The organism is Sphingobium soli, assembly GCF_020782245.1.
Lineage (GTDB): Bacteria > Pseudomonadota > Alphaproteobacteria > Sphingomonadales > Sphingomonadaceae > Sphingobium > Sphingobium soli.
The window spans coordinates 164,269-183,454 of sequence record NZ_JAJGNP010000003.1 but is presented as its reverse complement, the minus strand read 5'-3'; the positions used below and the strand labels follow the sequence as shown (position 1 = coordinate 183,454).

Annotated in this window: 15 protein-coding genes; 6 read left to right on the top strand and 9 right to left on the bottom strand. The window is 66.1% G+C overall.

Features of this window, described 5'->3' with window-relative positions; genetic code table 11:
* Positions 1-50: 50 nt before the first annotated feature.
* The 3 genes from LL253_RS05560 to rpmI form a co-directional block, all read right to left on the bottom strand.
* Positions 51-665, bottom strand: coding sequence for a LysE family translocator (locus tag LL253_RS05560; RefSeq protein WP_228226483.1), 615 nt, complete (start codon positions 663-665; stop codon positions 51-53).
* Positions 666-835: 170 nt separating this feature from the next.
* The gene (gene rplT, locus LL253_RS05555; RefSeq protein ID WP_007711871.1) at positions 836-1,198 is read right to left on the bottom strand and encodes a 50S ribosomal protein L20; all 363 of its coding nucleotides are present in this window, start codon (positions 1,196-1,198) and stop codon (positions 836-838) included.
* 13 nt (positions 1,199-1,211) lie between these two features.
* On the bottom strand, positions 1,212-1,415 hold the full coding sequence (gene rpmI / locus LL253_RS05550) for a 50S ribosomal protein L35 (protein WP_009823219.1): 204 nt from the start codon (positions 1,413-1,415) through the stop codon (positions 1,212-1,214).
* Between the two features lie 157 nt (positions 1,416-1,572).
* Between rpmI and LL253_RS05545 the strand changes: the two genes are divergently transcribed.
* Positions 1,573-3,735: an AsmA family protein gene (locus LL253_RS05545; protein ID WP_228226482.1), complete on the top strand. Its 2,163-nt coding sequence runs from the start codon at positions 1,573-1,575 to the stop codon at positions 3,733-3,735.
* A 46-nt stretch (positions 3,736-3,781) separates the two neighbouring features.
* On the opposite strand, the gene rmuC is transcribed toward LL253_RS05545, so the two are convergent.
* From rmuC to LL253_RS05515, 6 genes are all read right to left on the bottom strand, one after another.
* Complete coding sequence (gene rmuC / locus LL253_RS05540; RefSeq protein WP_228226481.1) at positions 3,782-5,263, bottom strand: DNA recombination protein RmuC; 1,482 nt, start codon at positions 5,261-5,263, stop codon at positions 3,782-3,784.
* Positions 5,264-5,416: 153 nt separating this feature from the next.
* Entirely contained in the window at positions 5,417-9,076 is a 3,660-nt protein-coding gene (locus LL253_RS05535) for an error-prone DNA polymerase (protein WP_228226480.1), read from the bottom strand.
* Positions 9,073-10,668 carry a Y-family DNA polymerase gene (locus tag LL253_RS05530; RefSeq protein ID WP_228226628.1) on the bottom strand — a complete coding sequence of 532 codons (1,596 nt, stop codon included), beginning with the start codon at positions 10,666-10,668 and terminating at the stop codon, positions 9,073-9,075. Before LL253_RS05530 ends, LL253_RS05535 begins: the two co-directional genes overlap by 4 nt.
* Entirely contained in the window at positions 10,571-11,386 is an 816-nt protein-coding gene (locus tag LL253_RS05525) for an ImuA family protein (protein ID WP_228226479.1), read from the bottom strand. The genes LL253_RS05530 and LL253_RS05525 overlap by 98 nt, the downstream gene beginning before the upstream one ends.
* A 97-nt stretch (positions 11,387-11,483) precedes the next feature.
* Positions 11,484-11,969, bottom strand: a complete 486-nt coding sequence (gene greB, locus LL253_RS05520) for a transcription elongation factor GreB (protein ID WP_228226478.1) — start codon at positions 11,967-11,969, stop codon at positions 11,484-11,486.
* 68 nt (positions 11,970-12,037) lie between these two features.
* Positions 12,038-14,113: a lytic transglycosylase domain-containing protein gene (locus LL253_RS05515; RefSeq protein WP_228226477.1), complete on the bottom strand. Its 2,076-nt coding sequence runs from the start codon at positions 14,111-14,113 to the stop codon at positions 12,038-12,040.
* Positions 14,114-14,212: 99 nt separating this feature from the next.
* Here LL253_RS05515 and dapA point away from each other — a divergent pair, with 99 nt between their 5' ends.
* From dapA to LL253_RS05490, 5 genes are all read left to right on the top strand, one after another.
* A complete protein-coding gene (dapA, locus tag LL253_RS05510; RefSeq protein WP_228221371.1) occupies positions 14,213-15,091 on the top strand; it encodes a 4-hydroxy-tetrahydrodipicolinate synthase in 879 nt (292 codons plus the stop codon).
* 89 nt (positions 15,092-15,180) lie between these two features.
* A complete protein-coding gene (gene smpB, locus LL253_RS05505) occupies positions 15,181-15,663 on the top strand; it encodes an SsrA-binding protein SmpB (RefSeq protein WP_037543240.1) in 483 nt (160 codons plus the stop codon).
* Positions 15,660-16,253: a DUF2062 domain-containing protein gene (locus LL253_RS05500; protein WP_037543243.1), complete on the top strand. Its 594-nt coding sequence runs from the start codon at positions 15,660-15,662 to the stop codon at positions 16,251-16,253. The genes smpB and LL253_RS05500 overlap by 4 nt, the downstream gene beginning before the upstream one ends.
* Positions 16,254-16,299: 46 nt before the next feature.
* Complete coding sequence (locus LL253_RS05495; protein ID WP_009823230.1) at positions 16,300-18,723, top strand: hybrid sensor histidine kinase/response regulator; 2,424 nt, start codon at positions 16,300-16,302, stop codon at positions 18,721-18,723.
* A gap of 83 nt (positions 18,724-18,806) precedes the next feature.
* The gene (locus LL253_RS05490) at positions 18,807-19,163 is read left to right on the top strand and encodes a response regulator (RefSeq protein ID WP_009823231.1); all 357 of its coding nucleotides are present in this window, start codon (positions 18,807-18,809) and stop codon (positions 19,161-19,163) included.
* The last annotated feature ends 23 nt before the right edge of the window (positions 19,164-19,186 follow it).

Here is a 19,186-nt window from a genome sequence, read left to right as displayed (position 1 = left end):
GGCAAAGCGTCGCGTTGTGCCTTAGCGACGCGAACGCCGCATGGAAAGGGTCAGGCCCGCGCCCCCAGCAGCGCTCCGCCGAAGCCGATGAAGAGCAGGCCGGTGCCGCGGTTGAACAGGCGCTGGCGATTGGCGGGGGCGAGCCAGCGCTTCATCCGGCCGCCACCCAGAGCGTAGACACCATACCAGAAGCTTTCGATCACCACGAAGCTGGCGATCAATATGGCAAGCTGCGTCCAGAAGGGCCGATCGAGGACGATGAACTGCGGAAAGAGCGCGGCGGCGAAGATGATGAGCTTGGGATTGGACAGGCCTGTCAATAGCCCGGTGGCGAAGAGCGCATGGTCGGATTTGACGGGACGCGCGGCATCGCCCATGCCCACTGGCGCGCGCCATGCCTTGATGCCGAGCCAGACCAGATAGGCGACGCCGGCATAGCGCAGCACGTCGAACAGCCGCGGCGAGGCCTTGAGCAACGCGCCAAGGCCGAGCGCCGACGCGACAAGGCATAGCAGCACCGCGCTCATCAGTCCCGCCATTGTCGCCAGCGCCTTGCGCGGGCCATGGGCGATGCTCTGCGCCATGACGTGCAGCATGTTGGGGCCGGGCGTCGCCGAGATCAGGAACACCGCCGTGACGTAGATCCACCAGAGATGCAGCGACATACAATGGGTCCTTTACCTTCATCTTTGCCCGTTCGGGTTGAGCAGTCCTTCGATACGCCATCTCGACGTTGCTCAATGGCTATTCGGAACAAACGAAACCGCAAAAACAAAAAGGGGCGCCGAAGCCTGATGCCCCGGCGCCCCTTTGGACGATCTTGCGATCATTCCGCTCAGGCGGCGGGCAGCGCAGCCTTCGCCTGGGCGATGATGGCGCTGAACGCTTCGCCTTCATGCATCGCGATGTCGGCCAGAACCTTGCGGTCCAGTTCGACGCCGGCGAGCTTCAGGCCATGCATGAACTGCGAATAGGTCAGGCCTTCGGCGCGGACGCCCGCGTTGATGCGCTGAATCCACAGACCCCGGAAGGTCCGCTTCTTTACCTTGCGGTCGCGATAGGCGTACTGGCCGGCCTTTTCGACGGCCTGGCGCGCGATGCGGATGGTATTCTTGCGACGGCCATAATAGCCCTTCGCCTGATCCAGAATCCGCTTATGCTTCGCCTTGGTGGTTACACCCCGTTTGACACGTGCCATGGGTCAGAACTCCTTACTTGAGGCCATAGGGCGCCCACAGGCGCACATGACCGGCATCGGAATCCGACAGCACGCTGGTGCCACGGTTCTGACGGATATATTTCGCATTATGGCTGATCAGGCGGTGACGCTTGCCAGCGACGCCGTGCTTGACCTTGCCGGTGGCGGTGAACTTGAAGCGCTTCTTCACACCGCTCTTGGTCTTCATCTTGGGCATTTTCGTCTCCTTTTGCAGCGCGACGATTACAGACAGCCACGGCAGCCCTAGTTAGCCGGGCGGTCTCACTGAATATCGCGAAGGGCGGCCCATAGTGGCCCGCGCGTCAAAAGGCAAGTGATTCGGACCTAAAGCGTGAGGCTGGCGTTGGTGCTCGATGGCCGATGCTGAACCCGACGCGCCCAAGGTAAGGACGATTGCAGCGGCAGGCGGCACGAGCCGCCATATCGCGCGCGCGCGCGATCGCTGGCGCGCGCTCCCCCTACCCGCGCGCATCGCGATTGCGTTTGTCGGCATCCTGTTCGCGATCTGGCTGATCCTGTTCGTGACCAAGGGGCGGTTCCTCAAGCGGCCGTTCGAGCATGTTGTGGGCAACAGCCTCAATCGGCAGGTCCGGGTGGACGGGGATTTCCAGCTCTATTTCGCGCCGATCACGGTCAAATTCCTGGCCGAGGGCATCCGCGTGTCCAACACCAGCTGGGCGAGCCGCCCCGATATCTTTCGCGCCGACCGCATCGACAGCCGGATCGCGCCGCTGAGCCTGATCTTCGGCGACAAGGTGCGGGTGCGCTGGCTGGAGCTGCGCAATGGCGCGGTCGATCTGGAATGGTCGCGCGATCACCAGCACAATACATGGACCTTTGGCGATCCCACGAAAAAGGGCAAGCCGCTGAACCTGCCGCTGGTTAGCCGGGCGCTGCTGACCGGGACGACGCTGCGTTTTCGTGATCCCCGGATGCAATTGGGCGTCGATATCAGGTTCGAGACGGTGAAGGCGCGCGATACGCAATTTGTGAGCGAAGTGCGCTTTGCCGGCGATGGCACGATGCGCGCGTTGCCTTTTGCCTTGAAGGGCGGGCTGCTGTCCCCCGATCAGACGGTGACGGGGGGACGCAATCAGCTGGCCGCGCGGATGGAGGCCGGCGCGACGCGGGTCGATGTGTCAGGCGCATTGCCGGGCGCCACGCAGCTGGAGGGCAGCGACCTTCAGATGGTGGCACAAGGACGCAATCTGGCGCGGCTGTTCGATTTTGTGGGCATCGTGATTCCCCCCACGCGCACCTATCGCTTTACCAGCGACCTTACCAAGGTGGGCGAGGAGTGGCGCTTCACCCACTTGAAGGGCCGGTTCGGCGACAGCGACCTGGCAGGGCGGTTCACCGTGTCGCAGCCAGGCGGGCGGACGCTGATCAAGGGCGATCTGGCGACGCAAAAGCTGGACATTATCGATGTGGGGCCGTTCATCGGCTATGACCCCGAAAAGCTGGCGTCGCAGGGCGCAGGCGGGGCGATCGAGACGGTATCGGGCACGCCGCGCGTCTTGCCGGACACGCCATTGCGGGTCGAGGCGATCCGCAATTTCGATGCCGACGTCCGCTACAGCGTCAAGACGATCCGTGCGCCCAATGTGCCGATTTCCAATGCGGCGGTGACGGTGAAGCTGGACAGGAGCCTGCTTACCCTGTCGCCCCTGACATTCGATATGGCGGGCGGGCATGTCGCGTCGGACATCAGGATCAACGCGCGGCAAAGGCCGGCGCACACGAATTATGACATTCGCCTGGCGCCCACGCCCATGGGCACGTTGCTGGCGCGATGGGGCGTGGCGGAATCGGGCACCAACGGCACGGTCAAGGGGCGGGTTCAGATGACCGGCATCGGGGACTCGCTGCATGATTCGCTTGGCAGCGCCAATGGCCGCATCGCCGCGATCCTGCCCGCCGGCACGATGTGGGCGCGCAATGTGCAATTGTCGGAAATCGACGTCGGCACCTTCATCACGAAGATGTTTGAGAATAAGCTCAAGGAACCGGTGGAGATCAATTGCGGGCTGATTGCCTTCACCGTGCGCAACGGCGTGGCGGCGGCGGACCCGATCCTGATCGACACGAAAAAGAATGTCATGATCGGCCGGGGCGGATTTTCGTTCCGCAACGAGCGGCTGGACCTGGCCTTCCGCGCCGATGGCAAGAAGATCAGCCTGCTTTCCGGCCAGTCGCCAGTCGGTATTGGCGGCTATTTCGCGCAGCCGCGCATCAATGCGGTCAGTTCGGACCTGATGGCGCGCGGGGGTGCGGCTGCTGCGCTGGGCGTCGCGGCTACCCCGCTGGCGGCGGTGCTGGCCTTCGTCGATGTGGGCGATGCGAAGGGTGCGGCGTGCGGCCCGGTGCTGGCCGGCGCCACCGCGCAGGCGCAACGCACCAAGGGCGGCAAGGCGCGCGACGATGTCGGCCGCGGCACCACCGCCAAGGATGAGGAAGGCAAGGGCAGCAAGGCGGAGAAAAAGAGCCAGAACAAGAAGTTCCTGGGGATTTTCTGAGCGTCCCGTCCGCCCTTTGAAGCGGTCGGGCGCAAACGCCGCCCTGTCACTCGGCGGTCGGCAGAGCGCGGGCTTCGTCCGACTGTGAGTCGCGAATGAGCAGTTCCAGGGGTTCCACCGCTTCGATATCCTTGCCCCCGGTTTCCACATTGAGATCACGGAAGCGGCGGCCGGCGGGCAGGACGCTGCGATCAAAGCTGCCGACGAACTTGTTATAATTATCGACGGCGCTGCTGAGGCCCGAGCCAAGGCGTTTTAGGTGCGTGGCCGCCGTTGCAAGCCGCTCATAGAGTTGCTTGCCAAGATCGGCGACTTCCTTGGCCTGATCCTGCAATTTGGCCTGGCGCCAGTGGCCGGCCAGCGTGCGGGCGAGCGGCAGGAAGGTGGCGGGGCCGCAAATGATGACGCGGTTGCGCGCGGCGCGTTCCCATAATTCCATATCCGCTTCCAGCGCGGCGGTGACGAAATTGTCCCCGGGCACATACATGATGACGAAGTCGGGTGCCTTGGCGAACTGTTCCCAATAGGCCTTGCGCCCCAGCGCATCGGCATGGGTGCGCACGGCGCGGGCGTGGTCGGCGAGGAATCGCTCGCGGGTCGGGCCGTCGACCGATTCGACGGCGTTGAGATAGGCTTCGAGCGAGCATTTGACATCGACCACCAGTTGCTGGTCGCCGGGCAGGCGGATGATGAAGTCGGGGCGCAGCCGGCCGTCTTCCACCGTGACCGATACTTCCTCCTGAAAATCGACGAAGGGAGACAGGCCGGCGGTTTCGATGAGGTTCTTGAACTGCTGTTCGCCCCAGCGGCCACGCGTCTTGGGCGCAGCGCGTAGCGCGTTGACGAGCTTGGCGGTTTCCTCGCGCACCTGCCCCTGGCCCGCATGGACCATGGCGATCGCCTCGCGCAATTCGGCATAGCTGCCGACCCGGTCCTTTTCGACGCGCGCCAATCCTTCTTCATAGCGTTTGAGCGTGGTTTCGACCGGCGAAAGCAGGGTCTTGAGCTGGGCCTCGCTTTTTTCATGGGCCTGGGCGAAACGCTGGTCGGCGCGGGTAAGGAATTGCGCCTGGGCGGTTTCGAGCAGGCGGCCGCCAATTTCGCTGAACTGGGCGGACAGTTGGTCCTTGGCGTCCTTGAGCGCGGTGATCTGCTGTTCAAAGGCGCGGGTGCGCGCCTGAATGTCGGACTGAAGCGCAGCGAGGTCGCGCAGCGCGACTTCGCGTTCGGCCTGGACGGTTTGCAGCCGATCGGCAGCGACGGCCTGGACCTGGTCCAGTCGCTGGGCAGCGGCGATGTGCGCCTCTTCATGCCGGGCGATCTGCGCTGCAGCCTGGGCGACGCGTTCCTTCTCCACCGCCAATTCCGCGATGGCGGAGTTGCGCTGGACAGTCGCGGTTTCGAGCCGGGCGGCAAGGTCCGCCCGTTCGGCAGCGAGGGGCGCGGTGGAGCGGGTGCGGAGCAGCCAGCCGACGCCCAGGCCGAGCAGAAGCGCGAGGATCAGGAATAAAGCGGCCGGGCTGTCCATGAAGGGTCCTTTTTGGAACGAAACAGGAACCTAGCGGGATGGCTGGCGTGCCGCAAGAGTGACAGCAACAGAGACATATGCAAGGATAGTGCAAAAGGTTAGTTAGCTACCTAATTATAGGAGATTGGTGCGCGCCATTTCCTCTGCGGCGGATCAATGAAAGTCGCGGGACTTGGGCAGGATGCGCACGTCGCGGGGATGGCCACCGGTACGGGGATGCTGGGGGTGGAGAAATTCGTCGGCGCGCGACAGGGCGATGCGCGGACGCAGCGTTTCGCTGAGGCGATCAAATTCGGTGGTGCGGTCATGGACTTGGGCGGCCATCAGATGGACGACGCCTTCGCGACTGCGCTGGATTTCCCCTTCCACCAGCATCAGCCGGCTGGCCATGACCGGGCGGCGCTGCATTTCGAACAGGCGCGCCCAAAGCAGGATATTGGCGATGCCGGTTTCATCCTCGATGGTGATGAAGACGGCATTGCCCTTGCCCGGCCGCTGGCGCACCAGCACCACGCCCGCGACCCTGACCTTCGCGCCATTTTTCGCCGCGCCCGCCTGCGCGCAGCTGAGCACGCCTTCGGCGGCGAAGACGGGGCGCAGGAACTGCATGGGATGCCCCTTCAGCGACAGGCGCGTCATGGCGTAATCGGTCGTCACCTGTTCGGCGAGCGGCATGGCGGGCAGTTGGGCATCAGGCTCCGCGCCCAGTTCGCGCGCATCGCCCTGCCGCTGGCGCGCGGCGGCAAACAGGGGCAGCTCGTCCGAAGGCGTGCGCCGCGCCTCCCACAAAGCGGCGCGCCGGTCCTGCCCCAGCGAGCGGCAGGCGTCGGCATCGGCGAGCAAGCGCAACGCCCGCGCCGGCAACCCTGCGCGCCGGGCCAGATCCTCGATACTGGTGAACAGGCCGCCATCCGTGCGCGCCGCGACGAGTTGCGTCGCCCAACTTTCGCGAAATCCATCGACCTGACGAAAGCCGAGGCGCAGCGCCAACGCCCGCCCCGCCCCTTCGCCCCGGTCGCTTCGGCGCGAGCGCAGCAAGGGTTCAAGATGATTGTCCCACCGGCTCATATTCACGTCGACGCCATGGACCGCCACGCCATGTTCGCGCGCGTCGCGCACAAGCTGCGCAGGCGCGTAGAAGCCCATCGGCTGCGAGTTGAGGAGGGCGCAGGCGAAGACGGCGGGCTGGTGGCATTTGATCCAGGCCGAAACATAGACGAGCCGCGCGAAGGAGAGCGCATGGCTTTCGGGGAAGCCATAGCTGCCGAACCCTTCGATCTGGCTGTAGCAGCGTTCGGCGAAATCGCGCTTGTAGCCGCGCCGCACCATGCCGCCGATCATCTTTTCGCGGAACCGGTCCATGCCGCCGACATGGCGAAAGGTCGCCATCGACCGGCGCAGCTGGTTCGCTTGCGACGGGGTGAATTCGGCCGCGACGATCGCCAGCTTCATCGCCTGTTCCTGGAACAGCGGCACGCCATAGGTCTGTTTGAGCAGATCGCGCAGTTCATTAGGGTTGTGCGGCGGATCGGGTGAGGGAAATTCGGGTTTTTCCAGCCCCGCGCGGCGGCGCAGATAGGGGTGGACCATGTCGCCTTCGATCGGGCCGGGGCGCACGATCGCGACCTGGACCGTAAGGTCGTACAGCTCGCGCGGGCGCAAGCGCGGCAGCATGTTGATCTGGGCGCGGCTTTCCACCTGGAACACGCCGATGCTGTCGCCCCGGCAGAGCATGTCGTAGACGGCGGGGTCGTCGGCATTAAGGTCCACCACCAGCTGGTGATCGCCAAGGCCATGGTCGCGCATCAGATCGAACGCCTTGCGGATGCAGGTTAGCATGCCGAGCGCCAGCACATCCACCTTCATGAGGCCGAGCGCGTCTATGTCATCCTTGTCCCATTCAATGAAGCTGCGGTCGGCCATGGCGGCATGGTGCAGCGGCACGGTTTCATCGAGCCGGTTCTGGGTCAGGATGAAGCCGCCGACATGCTGGGACAGGTGGCGGGGAAAGGGCGCTTCGAGCAATTGCCCCACCAGTTCGCGCAGGCGCACGATCTGCGGATTGGCGAGATCGAAGCCCGCTTCGCTGATCCGCTGTTCATTCATGTCGCGCGAATAGCTGCCCCATATGGTGCTGGAGAGGCGGGCGACGATATCGTCGGACAGGCCCAGCACCTTGGCCACTTCGCGGATCGCGCTGCGCGAGCGATAATGAATGACGGTCGCGGCGATGCCGGCGCGATGGCGACCATAGCGATCATAGATATATTGCATCACCTCCTCGCGCCGCTCATGTTCGAAATCGACGTCGATGTCGGGCGGTTCGTCCCGTTCCTCCGACACGAAGCGGGAAAAGAGCAGGTCATGCTTCTGCGGATCGACGGAGGTGACGCCGAGCAGGAAGCAGACCATCGAATTGGCGGCGGACCCGCGCCCCTGGCACAAGATACCCTTCGTCCGGGCGAAGGCGACGATGTCGTAGACGGTGAGGAAATAATAGGCATAACGCTGCCTGGCGATCAGGGAGAATTCCTCGTCCAGCAGCTGGCGCACCTGATAGGGGATATGCGGGCCGTAGCGGGCGTGGGCGGCGCTGAGCGTCAGTTCCTCCAGCCATTGCTGCGCGGTCCAGCCTTCGGGCACGGGTTCGTGCGGATATTCATAGCGCAGCTGGTCGAGCGTGAAATGGATGCGGCCCAGGAAGGCGGTGGTTTGTGCCACCGCGTCGGGACAGGCGCGGTACAGGCGTGCGATTTCCGCGGGATCGTGGAGATGGCGTTCGGCATTGGCCTCCAGCCGCCGCCCCGCCTTCCCGATCGTGGCGCCGGCGCGGATGCAGGTCAGCACATCCTGAAGCGGGCGCTGCGCGGGGTTGGCATAGAGCGCGTCCATGGTGGCGAGCAGCGGCACCCCGGCCCGATCCGACAGGCGCTGGAAGCGGGCCAGCCGCCGCGCGTCGCAGCCATCGCGACGCAGCGGCGCGCCCAGCCATACGCGCCCCGGCGCCAGCCGCGCCAGCCGGCGCAGCAAGGCGGCCAGGTCGGCCGGACGGGGGGGCGGGACAAGGCTGAGATGGCCATGCTGCACCAGCTCCCCCGGCGGGCGATCGGCAAAGTCATAGTCCACCGGATTGCGATGGACCTGCTGCTCGGTCGCGGTGGAGGTGGGCAGCACGATCAGCAACAGGTCATCAAGATAGGCAGTCAGATCTTCATAGTGGAGAATGCAGCCGCCCTTGACCGCACGCAGATTGCCGACCGTCAGCAATTTGGTGAGTTCGCCCCACCCCCGCCGGGTCGCGGGATAGGCGACAATGTCGGGCGTCCCGTCGGCAAAGACGAGCCGCGCGCCGACGACGAGGCGCAGGTCGATGCGACAGGCGGCCTCTTCGTCAGCGCTGAGGTCGGGCGGCAGGCCAGCCTGCGCCTTTGCCTCCAGCAGCGCGGCGCGGGCGCGCTCCTGTGCCTTTTTGCGGGTGACATGGGCGCGCACCACGCCCGCCACCGTATTGCGATCGGCAATGCCGATGCCCGCCAGTCCAAGCTCCATCGCGCGGGCGACCATGTCGGACGCATGGGACGCGCCGCGCAGGAAGGAGAAGTTGGTTGCGGCGACCAGTTCGGCGAAGGCGGGCGCAGGATCGCGTGGCGATGGAGGATCATGCGGCGGGGGCGGTGGTGGTGGCGGCGGAGGCGGCGGGGCTGCATCCTTGCTTTGCGCGCGCGCGGCCTCCAGCGCGTCCCGTTCGCGCCGGTCAATGGATTTTGGCCGGGCGGGATCGGGATAGCCGCGCCTTTTGCGCCCCCCGCTCATGCGAACAGGCCGTGGATATACCAGGCGGGGTGCGGCGTCTCTGCGCCCTGAAGGCCGTGACGGAAAATCCAGTAACGCCGGCCGCGCGCGTCCTCCACGCGGTAATAATCGCGCGTGCGGCCGATGGCGTCGCCGGCAATGGCGCCATCGCTGGCATGCCACCATTCGGGCGCGATCCGTTCCGGCCCTTCATAACGGGTGACGTCATGCAGGCCCCGGCGCCAGCGAAAGCGATGCGGCGGACCGTCGGGCAGCAAGGCCATCACCTCGATCGGCTGGGGCGGATCGAACAAATGAAGCGGGCGCATCGGCGGGTCGCCCGGCTCTGCGGCGGCATCGCCCAGTTGCTGCCAGGGTTCAGGCGCGCGCGGTTCCACCGCCGGCAGCGCCAGTTGCGCCTGTTCGGGAATATGGCTGTCGCGCGGGGCGAGCCGCTGAATGCGCGCGCGCCCGGCGCGGATCGACAGGCGATCGACCAGCGCGGCGACGCTGTCTTCCCGCCGCGCCTCCCCCCCTTCCAGAGCCAATTGGGTGGGGGCGAGCTTTTCCGCCTGCGGCACGGTGAGGCGCAGCATGTCAAAGCCAAAGCCCGGATCGATCGGGTCGGACAGGGCGTCGATCCGTTCCCGCATCAGGCGCAGGATCGCGGGCGCGTCGCGTATCGGCAGGCTGGTTTCGACGCGCAGCGGGAAGGCGAGGCCATCGCTGCGGAAGAAGATCGCTTCGAACCGTCGGCCGCCCTCCCCCCGTTCGGCAAGACGATCACCCGCTTCGGCCGCCATATCCTCCAATATTTTGAGGGCATAGGCGGTGCTGCCGATCGGTTCGGCAAAGCGCCGGTCGATGCGTACGGCCGCGCGCGGGCGACGCGGCGCGAGCGGGCGATGCCCCCGGCCCAGCAAGGCGTCGAGCGCGTCGATCGCCTCTTCCCCAAAGCGCGCGGCGAGCGGCGCGGCGGGGCGGGCGGCGAGATCACCCACGGTGCGCAGCCCCGCGCGGCGCAGCGCCACCGCGCTGTCCGGGTCCAGCCCCAGCGCCTCGACCGGCAGACGACGGACGGCGGCGTCCTCGTCCGGCGCGGGGGGACCGGGGAAGCGGGCGAGCGCATGCGCCGCTTCCGGACTGGAGGCAAGGGCATGGCGGACGCGCAACCCGTGCCGCTCCAGCCGTTCCACAGCATCCGCCGCCAGCGCGTCGTCGCCGCCCCATAAATGACCGCAGCCGCTGATGTCGAGCATCAGCCCGTCAATGCCATCGGGCGCGGCATTGGGCGTATAACGGGCGCAACCGTCGCACAGCCGTTCCAGCCAGTCCTGATCGGCATGGGGATCGGTTTCGAACACGCGCAGGTCCGGTTCGCGCGCGCGCGCGTCGGCCAGAGTCATGCCCGGCATCAGGCCGATCGCCAGCCCGTCGGCGTCGATGCACCCCAGCCGCATCGCGCCGCGCACCATGTCCACCACCACCGCCGGCCCTTCGCCCGCGGCCCAGAGATCAGGCCGCGCGACCCGCAGCCGATCGATCGGCAGGAAGGGGAAGCCCAGCGCCAGATAACGGCGCGGCAGCGTCTGCCCGATCCCGTCCATCGCCATGGCGTTCATCGCCCACATCTCCAAAACATCGTCTTTCTGTGTCCCACACCAGCCGCCACGCCTGCCCGTCCGGTCCCGCCCGGCGGCGCAGCAGGGTGAGGTCAAAGGCGCTATGTCCCGGCGCATTGCCGGGCAGCGGGGCGGACGGGGCGGCCGCCACCTGCCAGCGCGTGTCCGCCGCGCTGGGCACCGGCGCTCCGTCGATGCGCAGCAGCAGCGCGGTGACGCCCGATGCTTCGGCCGCCAGCGCCAGCCGGCGGCTGGCGGTCAAATCGAGCAAGGGCGCCCGGCCGCGCAATTCCATCACCAGCCCGCCCAACGCCGGGCAGCGCAGCGCATCGACCGCCGCGCGCAGCAGCATGGCGTCATCGGGCATCGCCCCCAGCAACAGGCGCGCAGGATCAAGGCCTAGCGCGGCGAGGCCGGGGCCATAGGGAAGGCCGCCGATCCGCGCCGCGCCGTCGCTGCGCAGCCACAGCAAAGGCGCGTTCCCCCCCGCCAGTTGCGCCCAGAGCAGCGCAAGGCCGGTCGCCGCCCCCTCCTCCCCGCCCGCGCCGAAGACTTCATGCACGCGCCCGCGCGCCAGCCCGCCGCCCAGCATGGCGTCAAGCGGGCCATGGCCGGTGGCGAAGCGGACGCACGCATCCCGCGCTGGCGCCCGGTCCAGCGAGGCGATATGCCGCCTGAGCGCGGCGAGGCTGGGGATCGACTCGGCCATTGAATGTTCCTGTTATGTTCTATTTCTGCGCAGGAACGGCGCGAGTCAATGGATGCTCTTTCGCCAAAGAGCATGAGTGCGCGAAAATGGCGCTTTTTCAATCAGGATAGCGGATCGCTATTACCTCATATTCACGTTCGCCCGCCGGCAGCATGACGCGACGCAAATCGCCGACCGCCGCGCCGCGCAGGGCGCGGGCGATGGGAGAGCCCCAACCGATGCGGCCAGCATCGACATCAGTTTCGTCATTGCCGACAAGGGTGACAGTGCGATGATTGTCATCTTCATCCGCGATGGTGACGGTCGCGCCGAAATAGACGCGGCTCTTGTCCGGCTGCTGCCGGGGATCGACGACCTTGGCATCCTTCATCTTCTTCGACAGGCGCTTCAACTGCCCGTCGATTTCGCGCATCCGCTTGCGGCCGTAGAGATAGTCGCCATTTTCGCTGCGGTCGCCATTGCCCGCCGCCCAGCTGACCACCTCGACGATGCTGGGGCGTTCGACGCCGAGCAGATGGTCATAGTCCGCGCGCAGCTTCGCGAAGCCTTCGGGTGTGATATAATTGGGATAAGGGGTGGCCATGGCCGACCCTTCCTAGCCGTTCGGGCGGAGCGAAGTCGAGACGGGCGTCCCGACTCCGCGTAAGGGGGTCAGCCCGGCGTCTGCTTGCCCAGATAGCGGCTGAGCACCGCGTTGCTGCCGCGGAATTTGGCGCGTTCCGGGTTCATCGCTTCATAGACGACAGCGTTTTCGAGCACACGCTGGACGTAATTTTTCGTCTCGTAGATCGGGATATTCTCGATCCAGCGCAGAATGTCTGACCCCGGCAGGCGCGGGTCGCCATTGGCGCGAATCCATTTGTTCACATTGCCCGGCCCGGCATTATAGGCGGCCACCGCGAGCGGATAGCTGCCGCCATAATAATCGAGCATGCGCTGAAAATAGCCCGACCCCAGCATGATGTTGTAGCTGGGATCATTGAGGGAGGCGGGATTGTAGCTCATGCCAAGCTTGCCCGCCTGTTCGCGCGCAGTGCCGGGCATCAGCTGCATCAGGCCGCGCGCGCCGGCATGGCTGACGATCTGCTTGTCGAACTGGCTTTCCTGCCGGGCGATGGCATGAACCATGGTCCAGTTATATTGCGCCTGGCTGGGCACCGGCACGCGGGGAAAGGCACTGTCGCCATAGCCGGTGAGGCCGCTGGAGACGGCGCGCCGGCCGACCATCACGCTCATGTCCGGGCGATTGATCTGTTGCGCCAGTTCAGCGGCGAGGAAATGATCGGTGTCGCTGTCGGCATTATTGGCGATGGCGCGGGCGAATTTGCTCTGGTCGGCCCAATAGCCCATCTGCCCCAGCGCCTTGACCGCGCGCACGACCGAGCGGTTGTTGAACGCCGCGCGTTCGGCCGCCGAGATCGGCACCGGCCGTTCGACCGTGGCGGGCGCGGGCACCGGACGGCCGAGCCGTTCGAGCGCCAGCTGGCCGTAAAACTGGTCGCCATAATTGGCGGCCTGGGCGAAATAGCTGTTCGCGCTGGCGCTGTCGCCGGCGGAGAGGGCGGCGCGGCCGGCCCAATAATAGCCCTTCGACCGGGTCTGGGGCGATTTGGCCGCGTCGGCATAGCGGCGGAACATGCCGACCGCGTCCGAGGGACGATTGAGATTGTAGAAGGCGGTGGTGCCCGCCAGCCAGGCAAGGCTGGTATAATCGTCGCGCACGCCGATCGGCTGGTCACTGACGTCGGAGCCGGGCGGCACGGCGTCATCAATCTTGCTGGCGATGCCCCAGGCGAAGCTCCACTGGCTATCATTGGCAGCGCCCCGCGCCTGGTTGAGCAGGACTTCGTAAAATTCTTCCGGATCGCCGGGGCGATAGGTGGCGGCGGGGCGATTGGCGAGATATTGACGCGCGGCGATCCAGTTGCCGCTGTCGCGCAACCAGGCCGCCTTGTCGGCGACATAGCTGGCATCGGCCGCGCCCATCGCATCGGCCGACTGCATCAGCGCGGTCGCTTCAGGCGCCTTGCGCTTGAAGGCGATACGCGCGGAAAAGACCGGGCGGCGCGCGGCGCTGACATAGGGCAGCATCCGCATCGCGCCGGCAACGTCGCCATTCCACAGCAGCATGTCGGCGCGCAGATCATGGTCGGCAGGCGAGAAGGCCGAGCCGAACAGCGAGAGCAGCCGCGCTTCGTCGCTGGGTTGCAACGTGCCGCCGACCCAGGCGTTGCGCGCGGCGATTCGCGCTTCGTCCATCCGCCCCAATTGCATCAGCGCCACCGCGTTGCGGGCGTGGCCGACGGGCGTGCGCGGCGGAAATTGCGCGAAGAAGGCGACGACCTGCGTGGGCGCATAGCTGTCGGGATTGATGGCGGTTTCGGCCAGGCGGCGCATCCGGTCTTCGCCCGGCCAGCCCGGATTGGCCATGATGAAGCTGGCATAGGGCGCAAAGCCCAGCCCATCGCTCTGTTGCAGCGCGCGCCACTGGCTGATCGTGCCGGCGATCGAGCTATCGGTCGGCTGGCCAATCTGCGCCTGGACCTGGTTCCACTGGCTGGGCTGGCCATATTCGGGCGGCACCGGCTGCACCATCGCGCCGGTGGGCGAAGGCCGCGCCGCGTCCTCGGTCTGCGCGCTGGCGCCCGCGGTCATCAGCAACAAGGCAATAATCGGCATGCGGATCAGATAACTTTCGATAGGAGGAGGGGTGCGCATGCTGGACATAATCGCATTTGCGTCCTTATCAGGCCCTGAATGACGCGCTATAGCGCGCCGCTTGTCCCATCATGCCCCGGCAGCCCGGAGATTTGAAGGAGTTTCATCATGTTTTCGGGCTCGATTCCGGCTCTGGTCACCCCGTTCCGCGACGGGACGATCGACGAAGCCGCCTTTCGCGCGTTCGTCGACTGGCAGATTGCGGATGGATCGAGCGCGCTGGTGCCGTGCGGGACGACTGGCGAAAGCGCGACGATGACCGTTGAGGAGCATAACCGCGTCATCGCCATCTGCGTCGATCAGGCAGCAGGCCGCGTGCCGGTGATCGCGGGATGCGGGTCCAACGACACGCGCATCGCACTGGACCATATGTATGCGGCGCAGGGCGCGGGCGCGGATGCGGCGCTGGTGGTCGCGCCCTATTACAACAAGCCCAACCAGGACGGCGTCTATCGCCATTTCGCCTGGCTGGCCGAACGCTGCGACCTGCCCATCATCCTGTATAATGTGCCCAGCCGCACCATCACCGACATCGGCGTGCCGGTGATCCACCGCCTGTCGGAGGAGTTTCAGACCATCGTCGGGATCAAGGACGCGACCGGGAATCTGGGGCGGGTCACCGCGCAGCGTCTGGCCTGCCGCCCGGACTTCTGCCAGCTGTCGGGCAATGACGAAACGGCATTGGGGTTCAACGCGATGGGCGGCAAGGGATGCATCAGCGTCACCGCCAATGTCGCGCCGCGCCTGTGCGCCGATTTCCAGGCGGCGATGGCCCGCCATGACTGGGATGGCGCATTGGCGCTCCAGGATCGTCTCTATCCGCTGCACGATGCCCTGTTCAGCGATTCTTCACCCGGCCCGGTTAAATATGCGCTCACGCGGGTTCGCCCCGACATGCCCGGCGACGTCCGACTGCCCATTACCTGGCCGTCGGAATCGAGCCGGGCGGCGGTGGACCGGGCGCTGGAGATTGCGGGACTGGTTTAAATCCCTACATCCGTTCGGTTCGAGCCTGTCGGGAACCGGAACGACAGGGTTCTCGACAGGCTCGAACCGAACGGAAATTTGATAAGCCAATGGCCCGCCCCCGTCCCGAAACCTTCGACAAGAAGAAGATCGTCGCCGAAAACCGGCGCGCGAAGTTCGAATATTTCCTGGAGGATGTGTTCGAGGCGGGCATCGCCTTGCAAGGCACCGAGGTCAAATCGCTGCGCTTTGGCGAAGGCAATATCGCCGAAAGCTATGCTGAGGTGAAGGGCAATCAGGTATGGCTGGTCAACAGCAACATTCCCGAATTCAGCCATGGCAACCGGTTCAACCATGAATCCAAGCGCCCCCGCAAATTGTTGCTGCACGAGCGGGAGATTGCCCGGATGCACGGCGCGGTCGAGCGCAAGGGCATGACGCTGGTGCCGCTGGCGCTCTATTTCAACAGCCGCGGCAAGGTGAAGGTCGAGCTGGCGCTGGCCAAGGGCAAGAAGACCCATGACAAGCGCGAGACGATCAAGGAGCGCGACTGGAAGCGCGACCAGCAGCGCATCATGAAGGCGCATAGCTGATGAGCAGACTGACCCGCTGGTGGCATGCCAATTGCCCGACCCGCGAGTCGATGGAGCGCAGCCGCATCCTCGCCCCGGTCGCGCATCGCGTGCTCGAACCATCGCTGTGGCGCTTTACCCGCCGGTCGGTGCCGCGCGGCGTGGCGCTGGGCCTGTTCGTCGGCATATTCCTGATGATCCCGGGCGTGCAGATTGCGGGCGCAGCGCTGCTGGCGCTGCCTTTTCGCGCCAATATTCCGGTCGCCGCCGCCATGACATTCCTGTCCAACCCAGCGACGACGCCGCTGATCCTGATGGCGTCGGTGTGGCTGGGCAACTGGATGCTGGGGCGCAGCGCCGATGCGTCGGGCTTCATGGCGTTGGTCGACGGGCATGCGAGCGTGCGCGAATGGACCGCCTGGCTGGTGTCGGAAGCCGCGCCCGCCATGTTGATCGGCCTGCTGATCATTTCGCTGGTGTGCACCGCGATCGGCTATGTCCTGGCCGACTGGTTCTGGCGCCATCGCATGGGCCGCAAATGGCGGGCGCGCAAATTGAGGATTGGCAAGGTCCATCAAAGCAGGCCATTGGAGAAGGCGGCCGGCGCCTGACGCCGCGGCCGCAGGTTTCGATGGCGATGCAGGGGGTTGGCCGGTCATGGCGGCACGGCTGAAGACGGACGAGGAAGCGTGGCTGGGCCAGCCACCGTCCCCCTTTGTCCTGCCTATGCTGCTGGGCGCGGCCCTGCTGTCGGCGGCTCTCGTCCTCTATGCGGCGGGCAATGGGGTGCTGGCCGCGGGCTTTGCCGCGAGCGTGATCGCCATTGCGGGCCTGATGCGCTGGTATCGCCACCTCTATGCCCCTGCCCTGTCGGACCGGGAGGCGACGCCCGACTGGACGGTCGCGCGCGCCGCCGCCGACGCATCCAACATCGCCATCGCCGTCACCGACCGGTCGGGCCGGCTGGTCTGCGCCAGCGACCTGTTCGGCGAATGGTTTCCCGGCTATCCCACCCCACCGGGCGTCAGCAATGACGCGGGCCTGACCGAAAGCCTGTCGCAGGCTGCGCGCGCGGCCTGGCGCGACGGCGACGGCAAGCTGGAGGGGCTGGCGATGGGGGCGCTGCGGCTGGATGTCGACATTGCCCGCACTGGCCGGACCGAGGATTATCTGCTCTGGCGCTTCACCCCCGTGCGCCAGCCCAGCGCGCTGGACGACGTGCATCGCTTCCTGACCGGGGAGGCCGGGCGACAACTGGGCGAAGCGGGCATCATGGCGGCGATGATCGGCGGAGAGGGGCGCATTCGCGCCGCCAATGGCGCCTTCCTGCTGCGCGCGGCGGGACGCATCGACGCCAATATCACCGGTCGCGACTTTGCCGCGCATATGCGGGTGGACGACAAGGGCCGGCTGTTCCTGGCGCGCGAGGAAAATGGCGGCCTGCCGCTGCGCCTGCTCCAGGTGCCGCTGCGCCGCGCGAGCCAGCCCGGCGCCACGCAGGCGACGGTGCAGGACGGGCCGATGCTGTTGCTGCTGATCGACGAGCCGACCGGCGGGGGCGGCACGTCGGCGCTGTCCTATATCGAAACCCTGCTGTCTCTGCTGCCCTTTGGCCTGGCGATGGCGGACCGCGACGGGCGCATCCTGTTCGTCAACAAGGCGTTCGCGCGCGCCGCGGGCCTCAAGTCCGGCGACAAGCCGAGCTATCCGGGCGATCTGGTCGCGCGGGAGGATCAGGCGGCGGTGGCGGACGCAGTGCGGCGCTTTGCCGTCGGCCCGCAAATGTCGGGCGACATCGTGGTGCGCATGCGCGACCAGCCCGACGAACCGACCGCGCTCAGCCTGGCGGGCGTGCGCGGCCTGGGCGAGGCGGCGGTGCTTTTGTCGCTCAAGGACAATAGCGAGGAAAGCAAGCTCAAGCGGCAGGTGGCGCAGGCGACCAAGATGCAGGCGATCGGCCAGCTGGCCGGCGGCGTGGCGCATGATTTCAACAATATCCTGACCGCCATCATCGGCCATTGCGACCTGATGCTGATGCGCCATGTGCCGGGCGACAGCGATTATGACGATATCCAGCAGGTCAAGTCGAACAGCAACCGCGCGGCGGGGCTGACGCGGCAATTGCTTGCCTTTTCTCGGCAGCAGACATTGCGGCCGCAGATATTGCAGTTGCCCGATATCGTGTCGGACGTGTCGAACCTGCTCAAGCGGCTGCTGGGCGAAAATGTCCGGCTGGAGGTCAGCCATGGTCGCAATCTGGGCGCGGTGCGCGCCGATCCCGGGCAGCTGGAACAGGTGATCGTCAACCTGGCCGTCAACGCGCGCGACGCCATGCCCGAAGGCGGCACACTCAACATCCAGACCTATGCCGTGCCCGCCGCGAAGGCGCGCGAGATGCGCCAGCAGATCCTGCCCATCAGTGACTATACCGCACTGCGCGTGTCGGACACCGGCCTGGGCATTCCGCCCGATATATTGGCGAAGATTTTCGAACCCTTCTTCACCACCAAGGAACTGGGCAAGGGCACGGGCCTGGGCCTCTCTACCGTCTATGGCATCGTCAAGCAGTCGGGCGGCTATATCTTTGCCGAATCCGAACTGGGCCGGGGCGCAAGCTTCGTCATCTACCTGCCCGTCTATGCCGGTGCTGACGCACAGCAGGAGACGCCGGTACGCGAGCCGGTGAAACGCGCCGAAACCTGGGGATCGGGCACCATATTGCTGGTCGAGGACGAGGATATGGTCCGCGCGGTCGCCGAACGGGCGCTGACACGGCAGGGCTATACGGTGCTGACCGCCAATGACGGCGAACAGGGGCTGGAGGTGCTGGCCGCCCATGACGGCATCGACCTGCTGATTTCCGACGTGGTCATGCCCAATATGGATGGTCCGGCGATGGTGGCGCGGGCGCGCGTCAGTCATCCGCACCTGCCCGTGCTGTTCATGTCCGGCTATGCCGAGGAACAGCTGCGCAAGTCGATCGACATCGCCAATGTTGCCTTCCTGCCCAAGCCCTTTTCCGTCAACCAGTTGGCGCAGGCAGCGCGCGACACCATGGCGATGCAACCCGCCGCCGAATGATCTTGCGCCCGATCACGGCGTGGGGGCTGGGCAAGCGCGCGCCATTGGGCTAGCGAAGCCCCGGTCGAACAAAGGAAACAGGCATGTCGGACGCAAAATCCATCCTCGTCGTCGAAGATGAAGCGATGATCGGCATGATGCTTGAGGATTATCTCGACGCACTCGGCTATCGGCTGCACGCGCTGGTCGCGACGGTGGATGAAGGATGTGAGCAGGCCCGCCGCGGCGGCTTTGACGGCGCGCTGCTCGATTGCAATTTGCAGGGCGAGAAAAGCTGGCCGATCGCCGACATATTGGCGCAGGCCGGGATTCCCTTCGCCTTTGCGACCGGGGGCATGGCCGACGACCTGCCGCCCGCCCATGCCGATCGGCCGACGCTGGCCAAGCCCTTTACCGTGGGTGCGGTGGAGCGGGTGCTCGGCCGGATTGTAGGCGATTGAGGCGGGATTTTTCCGGCCGATAG